Annotated in this window: 21 protein-coding genes and 1 tRNA gene; 12 read left to right on the top strand and 10 right to left on the bottom strand. The window is 61.6% G+C overall.

The window, feature by feature from the left end; genetic code table 11:
* Positions 1-86: 86 nt before the first annotated feature.
* The 6 genes from rpoH to SJY33_RS00515 all read left to right on the top strand — a co-directional run bounded on the left by rpoH (position 87) and on the right by SJY33_RS00515 (position 4,809).
* Positions 87-992 (top strand): RNA polymerase sigma factor RpoH, encoded by a 906-nt coding sequence (rpoH, locus tag SJY33_RS00540; RefSeq protein ID WP_379920540.1) that lies wholly within the window; start codon positions 87-89, stop codon positions 990-992.
* 148 nt (positions 993-1,140) lie between these two features.
* Positions 1,141-1,809: a monofunctional biosynthetic peptidoglycan transglycosylase gene (gene mtgA, locus SJY33_RS00535; protein WP_379920539.1), complete on the top strand. Its 669-nt coding sequence runs from the start codon at positions 1,141-1,143 to the stop codon at positions 1,807-1,809.
* 6 nt (positions 1,810-1,815) lie between these two features.
* On the top strand, positions 1,816-2,760 hold the full coding sequence (locus tag SJY33_RS00530; RefSeq protein WP_379920538.1) for a cation diffusion facilitator family transporter: 945 nt from the start codon (positions 1,816-1,818) through the stop codon (positions 2,758-2,760).
* The gene (locus SJY33_RS00525; protein WP_379920537.1) at positions 2,760-3,347 is read left to right on the top strand and encodes a sigma-70 family RNA polymerase sigma factor; all 588 of its coding nucleotides are present in this window, start codon (positions 2,760-2,762) and stop codon (positions 3,345-3,347) included. The genes SJY33_RS00530 and SJY33_RS00525 overlap by 1 nt, the downstream gene beginning before the upstream one ends.
* Positions 3,344-4,114: an anti-sigma factor domain-containing protein gene (locus SJY33_RS00520; RefSeq protein WP_379920535.1), complete on the top strand. Its 771-nt coding sequence runs from the start codon at positions 3,344-3,346 to the stop codon at positions 4,112-4,114. The genes SJY33_RS00525 and SJY33_RS00520 overlap by 4 nt, the downstream gene beginning before the upstream one ends.
* A 140-nt stretch (positions 4,115-4,254) precedes the next feature.
* Positions 4,255-4,809: a fasciclin domain-containing protein gene (locus SJY33_RS00515; RefSeq protein WP_379920534.1), complete on the top strand. Its 555-nt coding sequence runs from the start codon at positions 4,255-4,257 to the stop codon at positions 4,807-4,809.
* 203 nt (positions 4,810-5,012) lie between these two features.
* On the opposite strand, the gene clpX is transcribed toward SJY33_RS00515, so the two are convergent.
* The 4 genes from clpX to SJY33_RS00495 form a co-directional block, all read right to left on the bottom strand.
* Positions 5,013-6,275 carry an ATP-dependent Clp protease ATP-binding subunit ClpX gene (gene clpX, locus SJY33_RS00510; RefSeq protein ID WP_379920533.1) on the bottom strand — a complete coding sequence of 421 codons (1,263 nt, stop codon included), beginning with the start codon at positions 6,273-6,275 and terminating at the stop codon, positions 5,013-5,015.
* 208 nt (positions 6,276-6,483) lie between these two features.
* A complete protein-coding gene (locus SJY33_RS00505; protein WP_379920532.1) occupies positions 6,484-7,188 on the bottom strand; it encodes an ATP-dependent Clp protease proteolytic subunit in 705 nt (234 codons plus the stop codon).
* 226 nt (positions 7,189-7,414) lie between these two features.
* Complete coding sequence (gene tig / locus SJY33_RS00500; RefSeq protein ID WP_379920531.1) at positions 7,415-9,004, bottom strand: trigger factor; 1,590 nt, start codon at positions 9,002-9,004, stop codon at positions 7,415-7,417.
* Positions 9,005-9,067: 63 nt separating this feature from the next.
* Positions 9,068-9,152, bottom strand: a tRNA-Leu gene (locus SJY33_RS00495).
* Positions 9,153-9,296: 144 nt separating this feature from the next.
* Between SJY33_RS00495 and SJY33_RS00490 the strand changes: the two genes are divergently transcribed.
* The 3 genes from SJY33_RS00490 to SJY33_RS00480 are packed head-to-tail and all read left to right on the top strand — an operon-like array spanning position 9,297 to position 11,580.
* Positions 9,297-9,617, top strand: coding sequence for a DUF3297 family protein (locus SJY33_RS00490; protein WP_379920530.1), 321 nt, complete (start codon positions 9,297-9,299; stop codon positions 9,615-9,617).
* A 52-nt stretch (positions 9,618-9,669) separates the two neighbouring features.
* Positions 9,670-11,082, top strand: a complete 1,413-nt coding sequence (gene der, locus SJY33_RS00485) for a ribosome biogenesis GTPase Der (protein ID WP_379920529.1) — start codon at positions 9,670-9,672, stop codon at positions 11,080-11,082.
* A 9-nt stretch (positions 11,083-11,091) separates the two neighbouring features.
* Positions 11,092-11,580 (top strand): DUF2721 domain-containing protein, encoded by a 489-nt coding sequence (locus SJY33_RS00480; RefSeq protein WP_379920528.1) that lies wholly within the window; start codon positions 11,092-11,094, stop codon positions 11,578-11,580.
* 74 nt (positions 11,581-11,654) lie between these two features.
* On the opposite strand, the gene bfr is transcribed toward SJY33_RS00480, so the two are convergent.
* From bfr to SJY33_RS00460, 4 genes are all read right to left on the bottom strand, one after another.
* Positions 11,655-12,137 (bottom strand): bacterioferritin, encoded by a 483-nt coding sequence (gene bfr / locus SJY33_RS00475; RefSeq protein ID WP_379920527.1) that lies wholly within the window; start codon positions 12,135-12,137, stop codon positions 11,655-11,657.
* Positions 12,138-12,274: 137 nt separating this feature from the next.
* Complete coding sequence (locus SJY33_RS00470; protein WP_379920526.1) at positions 12,275-12,475, bottom strand: bacterioferritin-associated ferredoxin; 201 nt, start codon at positions 12,473-12,475, stop codon at positions 12,275-12,277.
* 161 nt (positions 12,476-12,636) lie between these two features.
* The gene (locus SJY33_RS00465) at positions 12,637-13,935 is read right to left on the bottom strand and encodes a DUF418 domain-containing protein (protein WP_379920525.1); all 1,299 of its coding nucleotides are present in this window, start codon (positions 13,933-13,935) and stop codon (positions 12,637-12,639) included.
* A 61-nt stretch (positions 13,936-13,996) separates the two neighbouring features.
* Positions 13,997-15,043 (bottom strand): SPOR domain-containing protein, encoded by a 1,047-nt coding sequence (locus SJY33_RS00460; protein WP_379920524.1) that lies wholly within the window; start codon positions 15,041-15,043, stop codon positions 13,997-13,999.
* A gap of 257 nt (positions 15,044-15,300) precedes the next feature.
* Between SJY33_RS00460 and SJY33_RS00455 the strand changes: the two genes are divergently transcribed.
* From SJY33_RS00455 to SJY33_RS00445, 3 genes are read left to right on the top strand one after another with little or no spacing between them, the layout of a single operon-like run.
* Positions 15,301-16,023, top strand: a complete 723-nt coding sequence (locus SJY33_RS00455) for an AAA family ATPase (RefSeq protein WP_379920523.1) — start codon at positions 15,301-15,303, stop codon at positions 16,021-16,023.
* A 20-nt stretch (positions 16,024-16,043) separates the two neighbouring features.
* The gene (locus SJY33_RS00450; protein ID WP_379920522.1) at positions 16,044-16,787 is read left to right on the top strand and encodes a hypothetical protein; all 744 of its coding nucleotides are present in this window, start codon (positions 16,044-16,046) and stop codon (positions 16,785-16,787) included.
* 49 nt (positions 16,788-16,836) lie between these two features.
* Positions 16,837-18,213 (top strand): tetratricopeptide repeat protein, encoded by a 1,377-nt coding sequence (locus SJY33_RS00445; RefSeq protein ID WP_379920521.1) that lies wholly within the window; start codon positions 16,837-16,839, stop codon positions 18,211-18,213.
* Between the two features lie 92 nt (positions 18,214-18,305).
* On the opposite strand, the gene SJY33_RS00440 is transcribed toward SJY33_RS00445, so the two are convergent.
* On the bottom strand, positions 18,306-19,541 hold the full coding sequence (locus SJY33_RS00440; protein WP_379920520.1) for a dihydroorotase family protein: 1,236 nt from the start codon (positions 19,539-19,541) through the stop codon (positions 18,306-18,308).
* Positions 19,538-20,557 (bottom strand): aspartate carbamoyltransferase catalytic subunit, encoded by a 1,020-nt coding sequence (locus SJY33_RS00435; RefSeq protein ID WP_379920519.1) that lies wholly within the window; start codon positions 20,555-20,557, stop codon positions 19,538-19,540. Before SJY33_RS00435 ends, SJY33_RS00440 begins: the two co-directional genes overlap by 4 nt.
* Positions 20,558-20,632: the final 75 nt, after the last annotated feature.

Below are 20,632 nucleotides of genomic sequence, written 5' to 3'. Positions count from 1 at the left end.
GTATATATAGAACCCGTGACCCGGATCACGGGATGCCCATCAGGGGTCCTGTGCAAGCGGTTGACACCAGAAAGGTTAGGTAAAACGTGGCCAGTTCCAGAAGTTCTTCGGTGCCCGCGCTGAGTGGTGAGCAAAGCCTCAACCGCTATCTGTCCGAAATCCGCAAGTTCCCGATCCTGACGGCAGAGCAGGAATACATGCTCGCCAAGCGGTATCAGGAACACGAAGACCCCGAAGCAGCAGCCCAGCTTGTCTCAAGCCACCTGCGCCTCGTCGCAAAGATTGCGATGGGGTATCGCGGCTATGGCTTGCCGGTGTCCGATCTGATTTCGGAAGGCAATGTGGGTCTGATGCAGGGCGTCAAGAAATTCGAACCCGATCGCGGGTTCCGCCTTGCCACCTATGCGATGTGGTGGATCAAGGCGTCGATGCAGGAATTCATCCTGCGGTCGTGGAGCCTTGTGAAAATGGGCACCACCGCAGCCCAGAAGAAGCTGTTCTTCAACCTGCGCCGGATGAAGAAGCAGCTTGAAGCCTATGAAGACAGCGACCTGTCGCCCGAAGACGTGACCAAGATTGCAACCGATCTGGGCGTGCCGGAACAGGAAGTCATCAACATGAACCGCCGCATGATGATGGGCGGCGATGCGTCGCTCAACGTCAGCTTGCGCGGGGATGAAGAAGGCGCCGGACAGTGGCAGGACTGGCTGGCCGATGACCGCCCCTTGCAGGACGAAACCGTCGCCGATGCCGAAGAATCGCAGATGCGCATGGCAATGCTTGGCGAAGCGATGGAAAGCCTGAACGAACGCGAGCGGCATATCCTGACCGAACGGCGTCTGACCGACAAGCCGCAAACGCTTGAGGAGCTGAGCCAGGCCTATGATGTCAGCCGCGAACGTATCCGCCAGATCGAAGTGCGCGCCTTTGAAAAGCTGCAGAAGGCGATGCAACGGATCGCAGGCGAACGGTTGTTGGCCGGCGTCGCATAAGCTGCCTCGCAATTGATCGAAAATGAAAAGGGCGCTGCAATCCGATTGCAGCGCCCTTTTTCATTGCCTTGCAGTGCAGGAACGGCGCGGGTCTGGTTGCAAGCGCAGACGCTTCCCTCACCCCGGGCGCTGCGCTAGAGCTACCGATGTGTTCACGGTTCTGCGTATTCTTGCCAAGGCGTTCGGCGCCTTTTTCGCCCTGACGCTGGCGTTGGTCCTGCTTTACAGCTTTCTGCCCGTCCCCGTTACGGCGACCATGCTGATGGATGAAAACGGCATCACCAAGGACTGGGAAAGCCTCGACGATATCGATCGCAATCTGGTCAGCGCGGTGATCGCTGCCGAAGATTCACGCTTCTGCGAACATTACGGCTTCGATGCCGAAGCGATCGAGCAGGCGATGCGCGAGAATCTGGAGGGCGGACGCGTCCGCGGCGGGTCCACGATCAGCCAGCAGACGGCCAAGAACGTGTTCCTGTGGCAGGGCGGCGGGTTTTTCCGCAAGGGTCTGGAAGCATGGTTCACCTTCTGGATCGAGACCGTGTGGAGCAAGCGCCGGATCATGGAGGTCTATCTCAACGTCGCGGAAACCGGGATCGGCACTTATGGCGCCGAAGCAGGGGCGCAGCGCTATTTCGGGCATACCGCAGCGCGTCTTTCAGCCGATGAGGCCAGCCGGATGGCCGCAGCGCTGCCCAGCCCCAAGACGCGCAGCGTCAGGAACCCCGGCGGGTGGCTGGCGCGCCACGGTAACAGCATCGAACGCCGTATCGGCCTCGTCAGGCGTGACGGGCTTGACGCTTGCGTCTACAACTGACCGACAATGGCCCACGCCCCCCATCTTCACACCCACGACAACGCCCCATCCGATTGCCACGGGCTGCATAATGCGCATGGGCACCATCATGGGCCGCAGGACTTCGGCAATGCCTTCCTGATCGGTATCGGGTTGAACATCATCTTCGTGGTGATCGAAGCCAGTGCAGGCGTGATCTACGGGTCGGTGGCGCTGGTGGCCGATGCCGGTCACAATCTGTCCGATGTGCTGGCCCTGGTGCTGGCCTGGGCCGCCAGCCTTGCTGCGCGGCGTCCGCCTTCGGGCCGGTTCACCTATGGCTACAAGAGCTCCACGATCCTTGCAGCTCTCGCCAATGCGCTGCTGCTGGCGGTTGCTGTGGGTGCCATCCTGTTCGAGACGGTGAACCGGATGGCGACACCGCAGGAACCGCAGGGTCTGGTCATGGTCATCGTCGCCGGGATCGGTATTGCGATCAATGCGTTGACAGCCATGCTGTTTCTCAAAGGTCAGGACGACATCAACATCCGCGGCGCCTATCTGCACATGGCGGCTGACGCGCTGGTGTCGCTGGGCGTGGTGATCGCAGGGCTGGCAATCATCGTTACCGGATTGTGGTGGATCGATCCGCTGGTCAGTCTGGTTATTGTGGCGGTGATCGCGTGGGGCACATGGGGCCTTGCACGCGACAGCCTGACGATGGGCCTGCTGGCCGCGCCCGCCCGGATCGATCTGGCCGCGGTCAAACATCACCTTGCCAGCTTTGACGGCGTGACGGCGGTACACGACCTGCATGTCTGGCCAATGTCGACCACCGAAGTGGCACTGACCGCGCATCTGGTCATGCCCGGCCGCCCTGCATCCGACAGTTTCCTGCGCGATCTGGCGGCTTCGCTCGACGCGCGCTTTGGCGTGGGCCATGCGACGATCCAGGTGGAAAGCGGCGAACACCCTTGCGGAGGCGGCTGCTGATGGCTGCCCGGCCCCGGTCTTCAAGCGACGAAGCACGCGAGGCGCTGCGCGATGCGATGGCACGACTGGCCGCGGGCGATCAGGCTGCGCTGGAAGAAATCTATCGTGCGACGCGGGTGAAACTCTTCGGCATAACCTTGCGTATCTTGGGCGACCAAAAGGAAGCCGAGGACGCCTTGCAGGACGTCTATATCAATCTGTGGCAGCGGGCCGACCGCTATGACCCTGCGCGGGCAAGCCCGATCGCGTGGCTGGCAGCGTTTGCCCGCAACAGGGCCATCGATCGGCTGCGCACCGGCAAGGTCCGCAGCGGCGCCGTGGCGGTGGAGGAAGCAGCGCCGCTTGCAGACACCACACCACTGGCGGACATGATGATGGTCGATGCGCAGCAGGCCGCACAGATCCACAAATGCTTGGCCGCTCTGGATGCCCGCACCCAAGGACATATCCGCGCCGCGTTCTTTGAAGGCTACACCTACGCACAGTTGGCCGAGACGGCCGATGTGCCGCTGGGCACGATGAAAAGCTGGATCCGCCGCGGCCTGCAACGGCTGCGCGCCTGCCTTGAAGCGAGTGAGACGACATGACGTCTCCCGATCAGACTGACGATACCGGCGTGACCCGCGATGATCCGATGATCGCAGCCGAATGGGCACTGGGCCTGCTCGAAGGCGAAGAGCTGATGGCTGCGCGCGGCAAGGCTGCGACCGATCCCGATTTTGCCTGGCGCAAGGACTGGTGGGACGATTGGTTCGCGCCGTTGACCGATGCCATTCCCGGCGCCGAACCAGGCCCGCACGTGTGGGACGGCATCACTGCGCATATCACGGCGCAGCCGCATCCCGGTGCGGTATCCGGATTGACCGCAGGCAATGTCACCGTGCTGGAGACCCGTGTGCGGCGCTGGCAATGGGTCGCTGGACTGACATCGGCCGCTGCCGCGGTTATGCTGGCCTTGTTCCTGTTTGTCCCCGGACAGCCCCCTTCCGGCGATGCCCCAAGCCAGATTGCCGCCGCGCCAATAGTTGCGACCATGCCGATCGGGGATTCCGGATTGCGGCTTGATGTGACTTACATGCCCGAAGTTGAAAAAATGCTGGTTTCGGCCATCGGCCTGACCGCTGATGGCGTGCATGATCACGAATTGTGGCTGGTGTCCGGTGATGGTTCTGCGATGCAATCGCTGGGAATCGTCGATCCGGGTGCAGTGCGCAGCCTGACCTTGCCTCGCACGGTCACTGCCAATCTGAACGCGGGCGCGCGCGTGGTTCTGACGCGTGAACCCATCGGCGGCAAACCGGCCGGTGCGGAACCGGGGCCCGTGGTGGCCGACGCCGCCTTCAACGCGGTCTAGGCCAGTTCGTCTCGCCGCGTCTGCGCGGCGCTTCATCCAAATTCGTCCCAACATCGCGCAACCCTTGCGCGGGGCGATGCGTATCCTTTTGCGACGACGGGAGAAGTCAACACACACGATTTTCTCAAGGAGTATGGTCCATGACCTCGAAGAACACCTTTGCCGCCCTGATTGCCGCTGGCCTCATGGCTTCCACCGGCCTTGTTGCCGCACCGGCGCTGGCCGATCACCACATGGAAAAGAAGGCAAGCGCCAACATCGTCGAAACCGCGATGGGCACCGGGATGCACAACACGCTGGTTGCCGCAGTAAAAGCGGCCGGCTTGGTCGACACCCTCAGCGGCCCCGGTCCGTTCACGGTCTTCGCGCCCACCGATGCGGCGTTCGGCAAGCTTCCCGCCGGCACCGTTGACACGCTGGTCAAGCCTGAAAACAAAGGCACCCTGACCACAATCCTGACCTATCATGCCGTGCCCGGTAAGGTCACGTCAGCCGATCTGGTCAAAATGATCAATGACAACGGCGGCAAGGCCACAATCACGACGGTCCAGGGCGGAACGCTGACCGCGATGCTCGAAGGCGGCAAGGTTGTGATTACCGACGCCAAGGGCGGCAAGACCACGGTCGCCAAGGCAGACGTAATGACCACGAACGGCGTGATCCATGTGACCGACGGCGTGTTCATGCCCGGCTGATGCAATAATCGGTTAGCGCTGCTCCACCCCATCCCCCCAAACGGGGCAGCGCTTCTCCCGGCCCCGTCCGGCCTTTCTCCTTGGCCGGGCGGGGTTTATGCCTGGCGGGTCCGGCGCATCAAAAAAGGCCCCTTCCGGAAGGAAAGGGCCTTTTTGCAATTCAGCGGTAAGGGTGCATAACCCTTACACGCGCGACGGACCGATCAGGCCGCCTCTTCCTTCTTCGCTTCGCCGATCACGCGGATCGGCTCTTTCTTGCCGGCAACCACATCGGCATCCAGAACGATTTCGGTCACGCCTTCCATGTCGGGCAGATCGAACATCGTGTCGAGCAACAGGCCTTCGACGATCGAGCGAAGCCCGCGAGCGCCCGTCTTACGCTTGATCGCACGTTCGGCAATCGCCTGCAGTGCGTCGGGCGTGAAGGTCAGTTCCACATCTTCTAGCTCGAACAGCTTCTTGTACTGCTTGACCAGCGCGTTCTTGGGCTCGTTCAGGATCGTCACCAGCGCCGGGATGTCGAGATCGTGCAGCGTCGCGATCACTGGCAGACGGCCAACAAATTCGGGGATGAGACCGAACTTGAGGAGATCTTCAGGCTCGCTCTTTTCCAGCAATTCGCCCACGCGGCGCTTGTCGGGATCGGCGACGTGCGCGCCGAAGCCGATCGAACGCTTCTGCAGACGGTCGGCAATGATCTTGTCGAGGCCCGCAAAGGCCCCGCCGCAGATGAACAGGATGTTCGTGGTATCGACCTGCAGGAATTCCTGCTGGGGGTGCTTGCGCCCGCCCTGCGGCGGCACCGACGCGGTGGTGCCTTCCATCAGCTTGAGCAGCGCCTGCTGCACGCCCTCACCCGAAACGTCGCGCGTGATCGAGGGGTTTTCGGCCTTGCGCGTGATCTTGTCGATCTCGTCAATGTAGACGATCCCGTGCTGCGCCTTCTCGACGTTGTAATCCGATGCTTGCAGCAGCTTCAGAATGATGTTCTCGACATCTTCGCCCACATAGCCAGCTTCGGTCAGCGTGGTCGCATCGGCCATCGTGAAAGGCACATCGAAAGTGCGCGCCAGCGTCTGGGCGAGCAGCGTCTTGCCCGAACCGGTGGGACCGACCAGCAGGATGTTCGACTTGGCCAGCTCGACCTCGCCCGACTTGCCCGAGTGCTTCAGCCGCTTGTAGTGGTTGTGCACTGCCACCGACAGCACGCGCTTGGCGCGGTCCTGGCCGATCACGTAATCGTTCAGGGTCGTGAAGATATCCATCGGCGTCGGGATTTCGCCATCCTTCTTGCCAGCGATCCCTGCCTTGGTTTCTTCGCGGATGATGTCGTTGCACAGTTCGACGCATTCATCGCAGATGAACACGGTTGGGCCTGCAATAAGCTTGCGCACCTCATGCTGCGACTTCCCGCAGAAGCTGCAATAGAGAGTGCTCTTGCTGTCGGATCCGCTCAATTTGGTCATTCCTGTGTCCTCGAATCCATCTGTGCAGGCGCCAAGACACGCTGCGCGGATTCGTCAAGTGTATCGCTCACGCCAGATGAATCAACACATGGCGCGCTATTTGGTGTTGTTACCATAGCCGGGCTTTCCGCGTACCCGCGGAAAAAACGTATCCCGCGGCAGACTGTCCGCACCGGTGCAGCCTGCCGGGAACGTGCGAGCACAAGGCTTAGGCAGGCGCGCCGCCCGACCCGTTGTCATCGCCGCTTTCGTCATTTTCGGGCCGGGTTTCAAACACCTTGTCCACCAAACCGAAGGTCTTGGCTTCCTCGGCTTCAAGGAAAGTGTCGCGGTCCATGGCCTTTTCGATTTCTTCGAGCGTGCGGCCTGTGAACTTCACGTAAAGATCATTCATCCGGCTGCGGATGCGCAGGATCTCACGCGCCTGAATTTCAATGTCCGACGCCATCCCGCGCGCCCCGCCCGAGGGCTGGTGGATCATGATCCGTGCGTTGGGGAGCGCGATTCGCATGCCTGGCTCACCTGCCGCGAGCAGGAAACTGCCCATCGAAGCGGCCTGCCCCATGCACACGGTCGACACGCGTGGCTTGATGTACTGCATGGTGTCGTAAATCTGCAGACCGGCTGTCACCACCCCGCCGGGCGAGTTGATGTACATGCTGATCGGCTTCGAAGGATTCTCGCTTTCGAGGAACAGCAACTGCGCTGTGACAAGGCTGGCCATGCCATCTTCAATCTGACCGGTGACGAAGACGATGCGTTCGCGCAGCAACCGGCTGAAGATATCGAAGCTGCGTTCGCCCCGGCTGGTCTGTTCCACAACCACAGGCACCAGCGCGCCAGTGTACGGATCGCGCGTGAACTGGCCCTGGGTGCCGTAGGTTTCGCCGGAATTGCCGAACAGATCGATCATGGGAGCTGCTTTTCCTTCGTATGTGTCGAGATGGCTATGTCGGACGCGGGGGGGCAATTTCAAGGGTGTTTACCTTGTCCCTGTGAATTGCCTTGCGCCGATCGCGGTCAGGCGGGGGATATCTTCAAGCAGGCCACAAAGAAAAGGCGCAGGCAGCCCAGCTGCCCGCGCCGTTATTTCTTTCAAGACAACAAGCGTTGAGATTAACCTCACCGCCCGCGCTCGATCACGCCTTGGGCGCAGCCTTCTTGGCCGCGGGCTTGGCTTCGCCTGCATCGGCAGCCTTCTTGGCCGAAGCCTTCTTGGCTGCGGGCTTGGCTTCGGCTTCGGCATCATCAGCCTTGGCCGCTGCGGCCTTCTTGGCAGGCGCCTTCTTTGCCGGCTTCTCGTCAGCGGCGGGGGCGCCTTCGCCCTCAACATCGGCCTTCTTGGCTGGCGCCTTCTTCTTGGCTGCGGCCTTCTTGGGCGCAGGGGCCGCTTCGGCGCTGTCTTCGGCTTCGATTGCGGCCTGAAGTTCCTCGATGGTCACTTCACGCTCGGTCACGTCGGCCTTGTCGAACAGGAAGTCGACCACCTTGTCTTCATACAAGGGCGCGCGCAGCTGAGCAGCGGCCATCGGTTCGGACTGGATGTATTCAACAAACCGCTGACGATCTTCCGGACGGTACTGCTGGGCCGCCTGCTGCATCAGCATGCCCATTTCCTGCTGGGTAACTTCCACGCCGTTGGCCTGGCCGATTTCCGAAAGCAGCAGACCCAGACGCACGCGGCGTTCGGCGATGCCCTTGTATTCGTCCTTTTCGTCTTCGATCTGCTTCAGCGCAGCCGCCGGATCTTCATCATTGGCCGCTTCCTGCTGGAGCTGCTGCCAGATCTGGGCGAATTCGGCGTCGACCATCGTGGCGGGAACTTCAAAGCTGTGACCGGCAGCGAGCTGATCGAGCAGCGCACGCTTCATCTGGGTGCGGGTAAGGCCGGCGGTCTGCTGTTCAAGCTGCGCCTTCATGATTTCGCGCAGCTTGTCCATGCTGTCGAGGCCAAGGCTCTTGGCGAATTCATCATCAAGCGTTGTTTCGGTTTCGGTCTTCACCGCCTTGACGGTGATGTCGAAGGTGGCGTCCTTGCCCGCCAGATGCGCGGCCTGATAGTCTTCGGGGAAGGTGACGGTGATGGTCTTTTCCTGACCCGTCTTCACGCCAACCAGCTGATCTTCAAAACCAGGGATGAAGGTGCCCGAACCCAGGACCAGCGCGGCATCTTCGGCCTTGCCACCATCAAATTCGACCCCGTCAAGCTTGCCGACGAAATCGATAATCAGCTGATCGCCGTCAGCCGCCTTCTTGGTCTTGGCGGCATCCTTGTAGCTCTTGTTCTGGCCCGCAATGTTGCCGAGTGCTTCATCGATCTGTTCGTCCGTCACCGGCACGGTCAGCTTTTCAAGCTTCAGACCATCAGTGCTGGGGGTGTCGATCGTGGGCAGCACTTCAAGGCTGACGGTGATTTCGGCGTCCTTGCCTGGCTCGTAATCGTCATTGAGAGCGATTTCGGGCTGCATAGCCGGACGCAGCGCCTCGTCGCGCATCAGCTTGTCGACCAATTCGCGGATCGTGTCGTTCACGACCTGGCCGTGCATGGCTTCGCCGTGCATCTTCTTTACGAGGTTTGCGGGCACCTTGCCCGGACGGAAGCCGGGCATCCGGACCTGCGGGGCAACCTTCTTGATCTCGGCGTCGATCTTCGCAGTGAGATCGGCAGCGGGAATCGTGATCAGGTAGGCGCGCTTGAGCCCTTCGTTGACGGTCTGCTTGGTTTGCATGGTGACTGGTCTAAAGCCTTCTTGCCAAAAATTCCGATGGTACGGGCATGATCAGGGCGAAGTTGGTGCGGGCGAAGGGACTCGAACCCCCACATCTTTCGATACCAGAACCTAAATCTGGCGCGTCTACCAATTTCGCCACGCCCGCATGCCCGAACGAAGCCGCGCGGGAAGCTGAGGGCCTCCCGCGCGTATTAGTCGCCGCCATTATCGCTCCTGAGCCAAAAGGGCAAGCAGAACACGCGTGCCAACCCGCTTGAACGCTTTTGGATTGGCAGATAAGGGCGCCGCCATGACCGAAGAAACACCCGAATCCGCTCCGACGACCGCTGCCACCTCGGGCAATGCGGACGTGCCGCCCGATCATCTGTCGGTCAATCCGCGCAGCCCGTTCTTTGATGCGGAAAAGCTGCAACGCGGGGTCGGTATCCGGTTCAAGGACCGTGTGCGCACCGATATCGAGGAATATTCGATCGCCGAAGGTTGGGTGCGTGTGCAGGCAGGCAAGGCGATGGATCGCAAGGGCCAGCCCTTGACGCTCAAGCTGAATGGCCCGGTCGAAGCTTGGTATGAGGACCTAGGCGAGAACCCGCCCGTCGCCAAAAAGGCCTGATCCAAGGGTCACGCTTGCCAAAATGGGCAATTGCGCCCACTTGGCGGGTGATATGCCCCTCCCCAAAAAGCCAGAAGTCGTCATCATCGGCCGCCCCAATGTGGGCAAGTCCACGCTGTTCAACCGACTGGTGGGCAAAAAGCTCGCGCTTGTTGACGATCAGCCGGGCGTTACCCGTGACCGCCGAATGGGCGATGCCAATATTGCCGGCCTGAAATTCACCATCGTCGATACCGCCGGGTGGGAGGACGAGGACGAACTCAGCCTGCCGGGGCGGATGCGCAAGCAGACCGAAGCCAGTCTGGCGGGCGCGGATGCCGCGGTGTTCGTCGTTGATGCGCGTGCGGGCCTCACCCCGCTCGACGAAGAAATTGCCCGCTACCTGCGCGAACAGGAAGTCCCGGTGGTGGTGGTGGCCAACAAGGCTGAAGGCAAAAGCGGCGAAGCCGGCGCAATGGAAGCCTATGCGCTGGGTCTTGGCGAACCGCTCGCCATGTCGGCCGAACACGGTGAAGGCATCGCTGACCTGTTCGGAGGGCTATGGCCGATTATCGGCGCGGCATCGGAAGAATGGGAAGAGATCAACGACATCAACCGCGCGGAAATCGCGGCGATGGAGGAAGAGGATCGCCCCACTGGCCCGCTCAAACTGGCGATCGTGGGCCGCCCGAACGCGGGCAAATCCACGCTGATCAACCGGCTGCTGGGCGAAGATCGCCTGCTCACCGGTCCTGAAGCCGGGATCACCCGCGATTCGATTGCGATTGACTGGGACTGGACCGATCCCAAGACCGGCGAGACGCGCGAGATCCGGCTGATCGATACCGCCGGGATGCGCAAGAAGAAGAACGTCACCGAAAAGCTTGAAAAGCTGTCGGTCGCCGATGCGCGCCGCGCTGTCGATTTTGCCGAGGTCGTGGTCTTGCTGCTCGATGCGACGCAGGGTCTTGAACATCAGGACCTGAAGATTGCCAGTCTGGTGCTGGAAGAAGGCCGCGCGCTGATGATCGCCATCAACAAGTGGGATGTGGCCGAAGACGCGAGCAAGCTGTTCAATGGCATCCGCGGCGCGCTGGACGATGGATTGGCGCAGGTGCGCGGATTGCCGCTGTTTGCCGTCTCGGCCAAGACCGGCAAAGGGCTCGATCAGATGCTGGGCGGTGCCTTTGAGCTGCGCGATGCCTGGTCAAAGCGCGTTTCAACTGCAGCCTTGAATCGCTGGTTCGATGATGCGCTGGAAGCCAATCCGCCCCCTGCGCCCGGCGGCAAGCGAATCAAGCTGCGTTATATCACGCAAGCCGGCACCCGCCCGCCCCGCTTTGTCATCTTCGGCACACGGCTCGATCAACTGCCCACCAGTTACGAACGATATCTGGTGAACGGCATCCGGGCCAAGCTGGGCTTTGATGCCGTGCCAGTGCGCGTAACATTGAAAACCAACAAGAATCCCTTCGCCAAGGACTAGCAGGTCATTATGCTGGAGCTGCTCGCCGCCGCCGCAGAGGCACGCCTGCCCTTCGCGTTGGAAATTTTCGAACGCACGGCATCGACCCCGCGCGTGCAGCAGGTGGTTCAGTTGAGCCTGGCGCCAGCGTTCCTGCTATCGGGCATCGGGGCGATCATGAACGTCATCATGAGCCGGATGATCTGGATCGCCAAGCGAATCGAGACCATCGAAGACAAGATGGAAGACCAGCGCACGCCGCGCCAGATTCGCGAATTTGGCTGGCTGATGCGCCGCCGCCGTTTGATGCAGGGCGCAATCATGTTTTCGACTGCATCGGCGGTGATGATCAGCGCGGTGATCGCGATGCTTTTCATATCAGCTTACATCACGGCACAGATTGGAACGCTGATCGCGTTCATGTGGGTGCTGACCATGGCACTGCTGGTCACGGGGCTGGGATTCTTTCTGCTGGAAACACGGCTAGCCGCGATCGGCGCGCGGGCGCCCAAGGAATAACCCACGCCAACGCAAAAAGGGCAGTGCCATCGACCGGCCCTGCCCTTTAATTCAATCACCCCTGCGATGAAGCCTTAGCTTTCCCCAGCGGGCTTGCTTTGCAGCTGGCAGTAATTGTGAAGACCCATACGCTCGATCATCTCGAACTGGGTTTCGAGGAAGTCGACATGCTCTTCCTCGTTCTTGAGGATGTAATCGAACAGGTCGCGGCTGACATAGTCGCGCACGCTTTCGGCGTATGCGATCGCGTCGCGCAGCAGCGGGATCGCCTCTTCCTCTAGCGCCAGATCGGCCTTCAGGATTTCCTCGACCGTCTCCCCGACCTTCAGCTTGTGGATTGCCTGAAAGTTGGGGAGGCCATCAAGAAACAGGATACGCTCGGCCAGTTTGTCGGCGTGCTCCATCTCCTCGATTGATTCGTGCCGCTCGTACGCGGCAAGCTTGGTGATGCCCCAGTGATCGAGCACGCGGTAATGCAGCCAGTACTGGTTGATCGCCGTCAGTTCGTTGGTGAGGCACTGGTTGAGATAGTCGATGATCTTGGCGTCGCCCTTCATGGGGAAGTCCTTTGCGTTGTATCAAAGCCGGATCGCGGCATTGCCTGCGATATACACGCTGCCGGGCTCTGTCCGCAAGGGCGCGCTAAGGATTATCTTTGCGAATCAGTAACTTGCGATCCGTTCGCAATCGCGGTTCAGGCAAGTTCTACTGCGAATCTCTTGCAAGCAACAGCGATCCGTTCGGCGTCGATAATTTCCTGAGCATCATCAAGGCACTGGCCGCAGTTGGGTCGCTTGCCCAGCGTGGCGTAGGTCGCCTCGGCGTCACCTTCGCACGCAAGCGCGGCTTTACGCAAATCAGTCTCACGAATGGCATTGCAGATGCAGATGTACATAGGTGCGCGAATCTTTCCTGCGAAGCGTTTGCAAGAAGCTTTGTATGCGAACCATTCTTAATAACAAGAAGATTTTTGTCTTAGTCTTCGAAACCCGCCACGCGCGGTCGTGCTCGCGATCGTTTCTGTTTGCACCGTATCTGCTGCAACGACGGTGCTTTTTACCGCCGCAACGGGAAAATCTGCCGATAGGTCAGGCACCGCCACAGCCATTCCAGCGGCCCGTAACGATACCGATCGAGCCATGGCTTTGACCATGCCAGCATCAGCGCACAGGTCAGCGCCACCACGATGTAAAGCTGCGGCCGATTGAGCTGTCCGAACAGCCCCAGCGCCCATCCGTGAAACACCAGCATCATCAATACCGATGTGCCAAGATAATTGGTGAACGCGGCCCGGCCCGCTGCGCGTACGCGGTCGCCCAGCCAGCCCGTTGCAAACGGCGCGAAGGCGACCAGCAAGGCGGCCAATCCCAGCACCATCCATAAACGCGGCAAAGTGCTCCAGCCGATGAAACCGGCCAGCGTGCCAAAATAGCTGAACCCGCCCGCCTTCACGACAAGCCCGATGACAAGGTGCGCAATTCCGCCCGCGATCAACCCGATCCAGCCCCATTTCAGCAGCTTTGCCCGATCGAAAGCACCGCTGAAGAACCCAAGCCGGTAGAAAGCCATTCCGATCAGTATCAGCGGCAAGGTTTCAAACCCGAACAGCGCAGCATTGGTCAGCGGCTCTGACCATTGTTGCGTGATACGGTGGTTCACAAGCGCGCCGTAATCGCCCGACAGGATAGCCTGCGTGGGGACCTTGCCCGCCGCAAGCGCAGGTTCGATGCTGGCCCTTATCTCCGCGCTTTCCTCGATCAGTTCGGGGCTCGAGTCGCCGAAGGATGTCTCGGTCATCGCCCATGGTACCGTAAGCGAAGCGCCCATGATGAGGGCACCGACCAGATAGCCTGCCAATCCCACCCAAAGCTGGGTTTTCACCTGCCATCTGAGGCAGGTGAGCGCGATAAGGCCGAACAGCGCGTAATAGAACAGAATGTCGCCTGCCCATATGAAGAAGAAGTGGATCATCCCGAACATCATCAGGATCACCAGACGCCAGGCCTGAAGCCACCGGGTTGCTCCGCGGGCCCAGGCCTTTTCCATGAACAGGACCATCCCGGCGCCGAACAACAGCGTGAACAGGCCGCGCATCTTGCCATCGATTAGGACGAATTGCGCAATCCACATCCAGCCACCCGGATCTGCCGGATCGGTCAGGAAGGCGGCGGGGTACATGTACGCTTCGAACGGCTGACCAAAGGCCACGATGTTGGCGGCCAGTATCCCCATCACCGCAAGGCCGCGAATGAAGTCGAGCGTATCGATCCGCTCAGCTGCGGCAACAGGCGCAACGGGCGGCGTGGGCGCAGTTAGGTCTGCTGCCCCCTGATCTGGCGTAAGAGTATTCTTCATGGCTGATCCCCGCCCTGTGTCCGGACAGTGATTAGCAGCAATCGGCCACTTGCAAAGCCGGTTAGCTTTGCCCCGTCACCACACAGTCCTTGCCATCGCGCTTCAGCGCGGCGCAGGCGCGTACCGCTTCGCCTTCAGTGTTGAAGCCGGCCGCAAGCAGCCGCGTCAATTTGCCGCTGACTACCAGAGTTTTCTTGGTGCCGGACAGCGCCGCGTGATTGCGCAGCTGTCCCCACATGCGGTCGGCGTTGGCGGCAACGCCAAAGGCGCCAAGCTGCACCCGCCATCTGCCCTGTTTTGCTGCAGGCGCCGGGGCAGGCGTACGTACCACCGCCGGTGCAGGCGCATCAGCCGGTTCGGCTGCAGCGGCAACCGTTACAGGTGCAGCAACCGGCGCCACAGCGGGGACGGTCCTTTGGGGCATTGCAACCGGAGCCGTCTGCGGCGGCGGGGCGACTGTACCCAGTTCGGCCGCAGCAAGTTCGGTGTTGCGCTGCGAATTTGCGCCTTTTTCCAGCTCACGCGCCAGCGACTGTGCCTGACTGCGCTGACCCTGGGGGATATACGTATCCATCTGCGCCAGCGCGCCGCTTGCTTGCGGCAGACCCGCGCCGTTTGCCAGCGTCATCAAGGCATAGGCGCGCACCCAGTCTCGTGCGGCATAGTCGGCATTGAAGTGCGACAATCCCAGCACATATTGCGCGCGCGGATCGCCGCGATCGGAAGCGGCGCGAATCAGCGGCATCGCCTTTTCCTGTTCGCCTTCCTGAAACAGCATGAGCCCGTAATTGTCGGCGGCCTTCACATGACCGCGGCTGGCTGCATCTTCATAGAGCTTGCGGGCGCGGACATTGTCGATGTCGACCCCCCGGCCCAGCCGGTACGCCTGGGCAAGATTGAACATTGCATCGGCATCACCAGCCGCCGCGGGCCCTTCCCATTCGGCCACGGCACGCGCAAAATCACCCGCGCTCCAGGCATCGACCCCCGCTTTCACATCGGCGAGCGCGGGCGGTGCAGTCATCACCAACGCTGCGGCGCACACCCCCGCCACAGCCGCCCGTGCGGCGCCGATTGCCCTGTTCGCTGCCAAATTGCGTGCCATCATCGTCCTGCTTTGGATAAGTGTGGGAAATCGAAACATCGCCAAAGTCCTAGCCGAAACACGGTTAGCAAAAGGTTGCCGTCCTGTCAGGCGCGCTACGGCGGCTTGCGACACCATGCAACGCGCCTGTCTCTCTTGCGCAAGGGTCAACCCCTTTAACCCTAAATTAGGGGTATCCTGCGATTCCGGTGTCTATCCAGCCGACAGCAGGCGTCGCAATAGGGCGGCCCGCAGCGGTTCAATCCAGGGGGACCCAAGCGTTGCGTGTACTCGCTTTGGCATCGCAGAAAGGTGGATCGGGCAAAACCACCTTGTCCGGACATCTCGCCGTTCAGGCCCAGCGCGCAGGCGCCGGGCCGGTCGTGCTTATTGATATTGATCCACAAGGCTCTCTCGCCGATTGGTGGAACGAGCGTGAGGCGGAATATCCCGCCTTTGCGCAAACCACAGTGGCGCGCCTTGCCAATGACCTTGCGGTGCTGCGCCAGCAGGGGTTCAAGCTGGCGGTGATTGATACCCCGCCTGCCATTACGATGGCGATCCAGTCGGTCATCAGTGTGGCCGAACTGATCGTGGTCCCAACCCGCCCCAGCCCGCACGATCTGCGCGCCGTGGGCGCCACCGTCGATCTGTGCGAGCGCGCGGGCAAGCCACTGGTGTTCGTTGTGAACGCCGCGACCCCCAAGGCCAAGATCACTTCGGAAGCCGCAGTCGCGCTGTCGCAGCACGGCACCGTTGCCCCGATCACGCTACACCATCGCACCGATTTTGCCGCCTCGATGATTGATGGCCGCACAGTCATGGAAGTCGATCCCGAAAGCCGCTCCGCCGCTGAAATTGCGGCGCTGTGGCGTTACATTGCTGATCGTCTTGAAAAGAATTTCCGCCGCACCGTGTTTGCGCCCACCCCCAATGGTCAGGCGCAGCAGTTGGGCGGTGTGCCGCGTCCCGCTGGCGGCTTCGGTCGCCGGGTCGCACAGTAAACGTGCGGAGGCGCTAGGCCATGTCCGAACCCGGTTTTGCCTCGCTTGGCCCATCGCTGCTCGCCCGCAAGGGTGGTGCGAAGCCCGCAATGCGCCCGCAGGTCGCGCCGCTTGTGGCCGATGAAGCGGCCATCGCTGCGCTTGCAGAAGAACAGCTGGAAGACCTTGGCTGGAACGACATGGGCGATTCGGACGCGGATGGTAGCCATCTTTCCTCCGCAGAGATCGTGCCGATCAATGCCGATGTCGCTGCCGATGATTTCGTCGCTGGCGCTGGCCCCATTGTCCGCCGCCAGCAACGCCGCCTTGAAGAGCGTGTGCTTGCCGATGCGGTGATGAACGGGCCCGACGATACCGAGACCGATGACGAAGACGCTGGCCAGCCCGTTTACGGCGAAGCATTCGGCAACAACGATCAATGGGACGACGAAGACGAACAGTACGAAACAGACGAAGGCGCCCAATTCGCCGCGCTGGCTTCGGGCCTGTCTTCCTCTGTCGTACCTGCAAGTTCCGTGATGCCGGAACCTGTCCGGGCCGCGCCAGCGGCGCGCGCACAGAAACTTGCCCGCATCCCGGCCCCGCTAGGCGGACGCCGCGCCGCCTTCACGCTTCGGCTCGATGCGGATCGCCATCTCAAGCTGCGACTGGCTGCGACAATGCAGGGGATCAGCGCGCAGGCGCTTGTGACCGAAGCGCTTGATCGTCTGCTCGCGGAATATGACGATCTCGACATCATTGCCAATCATCTGAAACGCCACTGAACGGCGATCAAACCTACCAAAGCCGACCACCATCAGGGGGAAATTGACTATGGACCGCAGCACCCAGACAGGCACCCGCGCCGCGCCGCGCATTGCGCTTGCGCTCACCACGGCGATTGCCGGTCTGACGTTCGCCAGCATGGCCGCTAACGCAGCGCCGCGCGCCGAAGAATCGTTCAGCGATGCACAGACCGCACTGAGCAAGGGGCAGGTCAACAAGGCAATTTCCCATGCCGAAGCCGCGGTGCAGGCGGATCCGCGCAATCCGGGCTATCGCGCCTTGCTGGGCGCTGCCTATCTTGAAGCGGGCAGGTTTGCATCTGCCGCCACCAGCTTCAACGACGCGCTGGATCTGGGCGACGACAATCCGCGCACCGTGCTAAGCTATGCGCTGGCGAAGATCGCCACGGGCGATTCCCGCGGTGCGGTTGCTGCGCTTGATGAATATGCGCAGGCCATTGATCCAACCGACCTGGGCCTTGCGCTCGCGCTTGCGGGCCAACCAGAGCGGGGAATGCACGTACTGATCAATGCTGTGCGTTCGGCTGAACAATCCACACCCAAGCTGCGCCAGAACCTTGCCTACACCTATGCGCTGTCAGGCAATTGGCGCGCGGCGCGCGTGATGGCTGCCGAAGATGTTCCCGGCGATCAGCTGGATGCGCGCTTGTCGGAATGGGCCGCCATGAGCGCGCCAGAACTGTTCCAGCACCGCATTGCCAGCCTTCTTGATGTAAAGCCGCGCAGCGATGCGGGACAGCCGCAGCATCTGGCGCTTGTCAATTTCCCGCAAGAAGGCGTGGCCCTTGCTGCGACCGAAGCTGAGGCATCCAATCTTCCCGCACCCGCTGCACCGCAGTTGGCAGTTGCCGACCCTGCCCCGGCCGCGGTCCGCGCAGTTCCATCGGCGCCAACTGCTACTTTTGCGCAAACCTTTGCCCAGTCGGAACCTGCAGCCCAAACCGCTTCATCATCCGGAATGCGCTATGTGTCGAACCCAGTGGTGCAGCAATTGCCTGCACGCGCCGCGCCTGCGCAGACGCGGGTCGCGGCGGCCTCGCCGCAGCGCCGCATGGCTCCGTCAGCGCGTCCAGCAGCTCCCATCCCGGCAGTCAGCGACAAGGCCGCAGCATCGCACCTTGTGCAATTGGGATCGTACAACAGCAAAGTCGAGGCCGAACGTGGTTGGAATGTGCTGATGGCCAAGTTCCCGCAGCTCAAGGATCACAAGCCTGTCATCACGCAAGCCGTGGTGAAGGGCCGCAATTTCTGGCGCGTGGCAGCCGCTGGCTTTGGCCCCAACAGCGCGCAGTCGATGTGCGGCGCGGTCAAATCGGCAGGACGCGGCTGCTTCGCCTATGCGGCCACCACGCCACCGGCTGGCGGCGTGAAACGCGATGTCCAGGTGGCATCACGCGCACGCTGACGCATCGCGCTTTTCCCTTTTATGAGCGCCTGCTCCCGGACGGCCCATCGCTGTCCGGGAGTTTTTTTGGATGGGATATGGCGGCCAGCGGCTCAGCCGACGACGCGCATTCCGCCCTTCCAAAGACCCAGCACGCGGCCCTGCGTGCCTTGACGATCGAAAGGCGTGTTGTCAGCGGTCGCCTCCATTTTGGCGCGATCGATGATCCAGGGCGCGTCGGGGTCGACAAGCGCAAGATCCGCTTCCTGCCCTACAACCAGTCGGCCTGCCGGGACGCCCAGCAAATCTGCAGGGTTGCGTGCAAGGCAATCGAAGGCGCGGACTGTGTCGATTACTCCGTCGCGCACCAACCCCAATGTCATGGCAAGCAGCGTTTCGGCCCCGGCCATGCCCGGTGCAGCGTCAGCGAAAGGCAAACGCTTGTCTTCCGCGCCGCGCGGATCGTGCCCGCTGGCAATCACATCGACCGTCCCGTCGCTGATGGCCGCAAGCGCAGCCTGACGGTCCTGCTCGCTGCGCAAAGGGGGTGATATGCGCGTAAAGGTGCGGAAGTCCGCGGTTGCGAGATCGGACAGCATGAAGTGCGCAGGCGTAATTCCGCATGTCACAGCGATCCCGCGTGCCTTGGCCTGACGCACCAGTGCAAACCCGCGTGCAGTCGTCACCTGCCGGATATGGAGCCGCGCTCCGGCAAGCTCGGCCAAGGCAATATCGCGAGCGATGGCCAGAGCTTCGGCTTCGGCTGGCGCAGCGGGCAGTCCCAATCTTGTGGCGATCTCGCCCGCAGTGGCAGCGGCCTCACCGGTCAGGCCGCCATCTTCGGCGTGCGTCACGACTACAAGATCCAGCATGGCCGCGTATTGCAGCAATCGCAGCATCACGCCGCTGTCTGAAATCCACCGCCGCCCCGTCGCGATGCCACGCGCACCAGCATCCTGCATCAGCGCGATTTCCGCCAGTTCACGCCCTTCAAGTGCGCAGGTGGCCGCAGCAAGCGGATGGACCCACAGATCCGGCTTGCCGCTTTTCGCGATGAAATTGACCCTGCTCGGCAAATCGAGCGGGGGCGACTGATCGGGCATCAGCGCCGCACGGGTGATCCCGCCGAAATGAAACGCAGGCTTGTCGACCGCGAATACACCCAGATCGACCAGCCCCGGCGCAAGCAGCTTACCCTTGGCCGAGAGGCGCTCGTCGCCCTCTTGCGCTGCGACATTCGGTCCCAACGCTGCGATCGCGCCGTCCACACAGCGCAGTGCCCCCGCAATAACACCTTCGGGCGTCACCAGCTGCGCATCGGTGATGGTGAGCGGCCGCACCTGTTTCATGCCGCCCATCCTTCGACGCCGCGGGCTTCGCGGGTGAGGATTTCCAGGCACGCCATGCGGATCGCCACGCCCATTTCCACCTGCCGCGTAATCAACGACTGCCCCACCAGATCGGCAACATCGCTGTCAATTTCGACCCCGCGGTTCATCGGCCCGGGATGCATCACCAAGGCGTTCGGCGCCGCCAGCGCCAGCCGCTTGGCTGTCAGCCCGTAAAGATGGCGATATTCGCGCGCGGACGGGACGAACTGCCCGCTCATCCGTTCGGATTGCAGCCGCAGCATCATGACCACCTCAGCGCCTTGCAAGGCCTTATCGAAATGATGGAACACCTCCACGCCCATCGCTTCGATCCCTGCCGGCATCAGCGCAGGCGGCGCGCAGACACGGACATTGGCGCCCATCGCGGTAAGGCACAAGATATTGGATCGTGCGACCCGGCTATGCAGAATATCACCGCAAATCACGACATTGAGGCCGGTGAAATCCTCTGCCCCCTCACCCCTCTCAGCCAGCGCATGGCGCAGCGTCAGGGCATCAAGCAAGCCTTGTGTCGGGTGTTCGTGGCTGCCGTCGCCTGCGTTCAACACCGGGCAATCGACCTTGTCGGCAATCAGCCCGGTTGCGCCGGACGATCCGTGACGGATCACGATCGCATCAGCGCGCATCGCATTCAATGTGATCGCGGTGTCGATCAGCGTTTCGCCTTTTTTCACGCTTGAGGTGGCAGCGTGCATGTTAACGACATCCGCCCCCAGCCGCTTGCCCGCGATTTCGAAACTCAACATCGTCCGTGTCGAGTTTTCGAAAAACGCATTGATGATCGTAAGCCCTGCAAGAAGATCGCTGTGCTTGGTGCGCTGGCGGTTCAGCGCGACCCATTGTTCGGCTTCGTGCAGCAGATAAAGTATCTCGTGCCGCTGCAGCTTTCCGATTCCGGTCAGATCACGATGGGGAAACGCCAGTCGCCCGGCTGGAAATCGGCCTGAAGCCGATGAAGTTTCGTGCGCGTTCATCAAGCCAAAGCCCCTAGTCGAGCCGCATCCGCTGCTCAACCCGTCGCGTAAGGTTTGCGATAGAAGTTATCGGCC

The sequence above is a fragment of the Erythrobacter sp. R86502 genome, from assembly GCF_042466465.1.
Lineage (GTDB): Bacteria > Pseudomonadota > Alphaproteobacteria > Sphingomonadales > Sphingomonadaceae > Erythrobacter.
This window is presented reverse-complemented; position numbering and strand designations above follow the sequence as displayed.

Coding starts and splice junctions, on each gene's coding strand:
- SJY33_RS00435 (WP_379920519.1), bottom strand. CDS start 20,557: ATGAACGCGCACGAAACTTCATCGGCTTCAGGCCGATTTCCAGCCGGG.
- SJY33_RS00450 (WP_379920522.1), top strand. CDS start 16,044: ATGTCCGAACCCGGTTTTGCCTCGCTTGGCCCATCGCTGCTCGCCCGC.
- SJY33_RS00515 (WP_379920534.1), top strand. CDS start 4,255: ATGACCTCGAAGAACACCTTTGCCGCCCTGATTGCCGCTGGCCTCATG.
- SJY33_RS00525 (WP_379920537.1), top strand. CDS start 2,760: ATGGCTGCCCGGCCCCGGTCTTCAAGCGACGAAGCACGCGAGGCGCTG.
- tig (WP_379920531.1), bottom strand. CDS start 9,004: ATGCAAACCAAGCAGACCGTCAACGAAGGGCTCAAGCGCGCCTACCTG.
- clpX (WP_379920533.1), bottom strand. CDS start 6,275: ATGACCAAATTGAGCGGATCCGACAGCAAGAGCACTCTCTATTGCAGC.
- SJY33_RS00480 (WP_379920528.1), top strand. CDS start 11,092: ATGCTGGAGCTGCTCGCCGCCGCCGCAGAGGCACGCCTGCCCTTCGCG.
- bfr (WP_379920527.1), bottom strand. CDS start 12,137: ATGAAGGGCGACGCCAAGATCATCGACTATCTCAACCAGTGCCTCACC.
- SJY33_RS00530 (WP_379920538.1), top strand. CDS start 1,816: ATGGCCCACGCCCCCCATCTTCACACCCACGACAACGCCCCATCCGAT.
- der (WP_379920529.1), top strand. CDS start 9,670: ATGCCCCTCCCCAAAAAGCCAGAAGTCGTCATCATCGGCCGCCCCAAT.
- SJY33_RS00520 (WP_379920535.1), top strand. CDS start 3,344: ATGACGTCTCCCGATCAGACTGACGATACCGGCGTGACCCGCGATGAT.
- SJY33_RS00490 (WP_379920530.1), top strand. CDS start 9,297: ATGACCGAAGAAACACCCGAATCCGCTCCGACGACCGCTGCCACCTCG.
- SJY33_RS00505 (WP_379920532.1), bottom strand. CDS start 7,188: ATGATCGATCTGTTCGGCAATTCCGGCGAAACCTACGGCACCCAGGGC.
- SJY33_RS00445 (WP_379920521.1), top strand. CDS start 16,837: ATGGACCGCAGCACCCAGACAGGCACCCGCGCCGCGCCGCGCATTGCG.
- SJY33_RS00440 (WP_379920520.1), bottom strand. CDS start 19,541: ATGAAACAGGTGCGGCCGCTCACCATCACCGATGCGCAGCTGGTGACG.
- SJY33_RS00460 (WP_379920524.1), bottom strand. CDS start 15,043: ATGATGGCACGCAATTTGGCAGCGAACAGGGCAATCGGCGCCGCACGG.
- SJY33_RS00470 (WP_379920526.1), bottom strand. CDS start 12,475: ATGTACATCTGCATCTGCAATGCCATTCGTGAGACTGATTTGCGTAAA.
- SJY33_RS00465 (WP_379920525.1), bottom strand. CDS start 13,935: ATGAAGAATACTCTTACGCCAGATCAGGGGGCAGCAGACCTAACTGCG.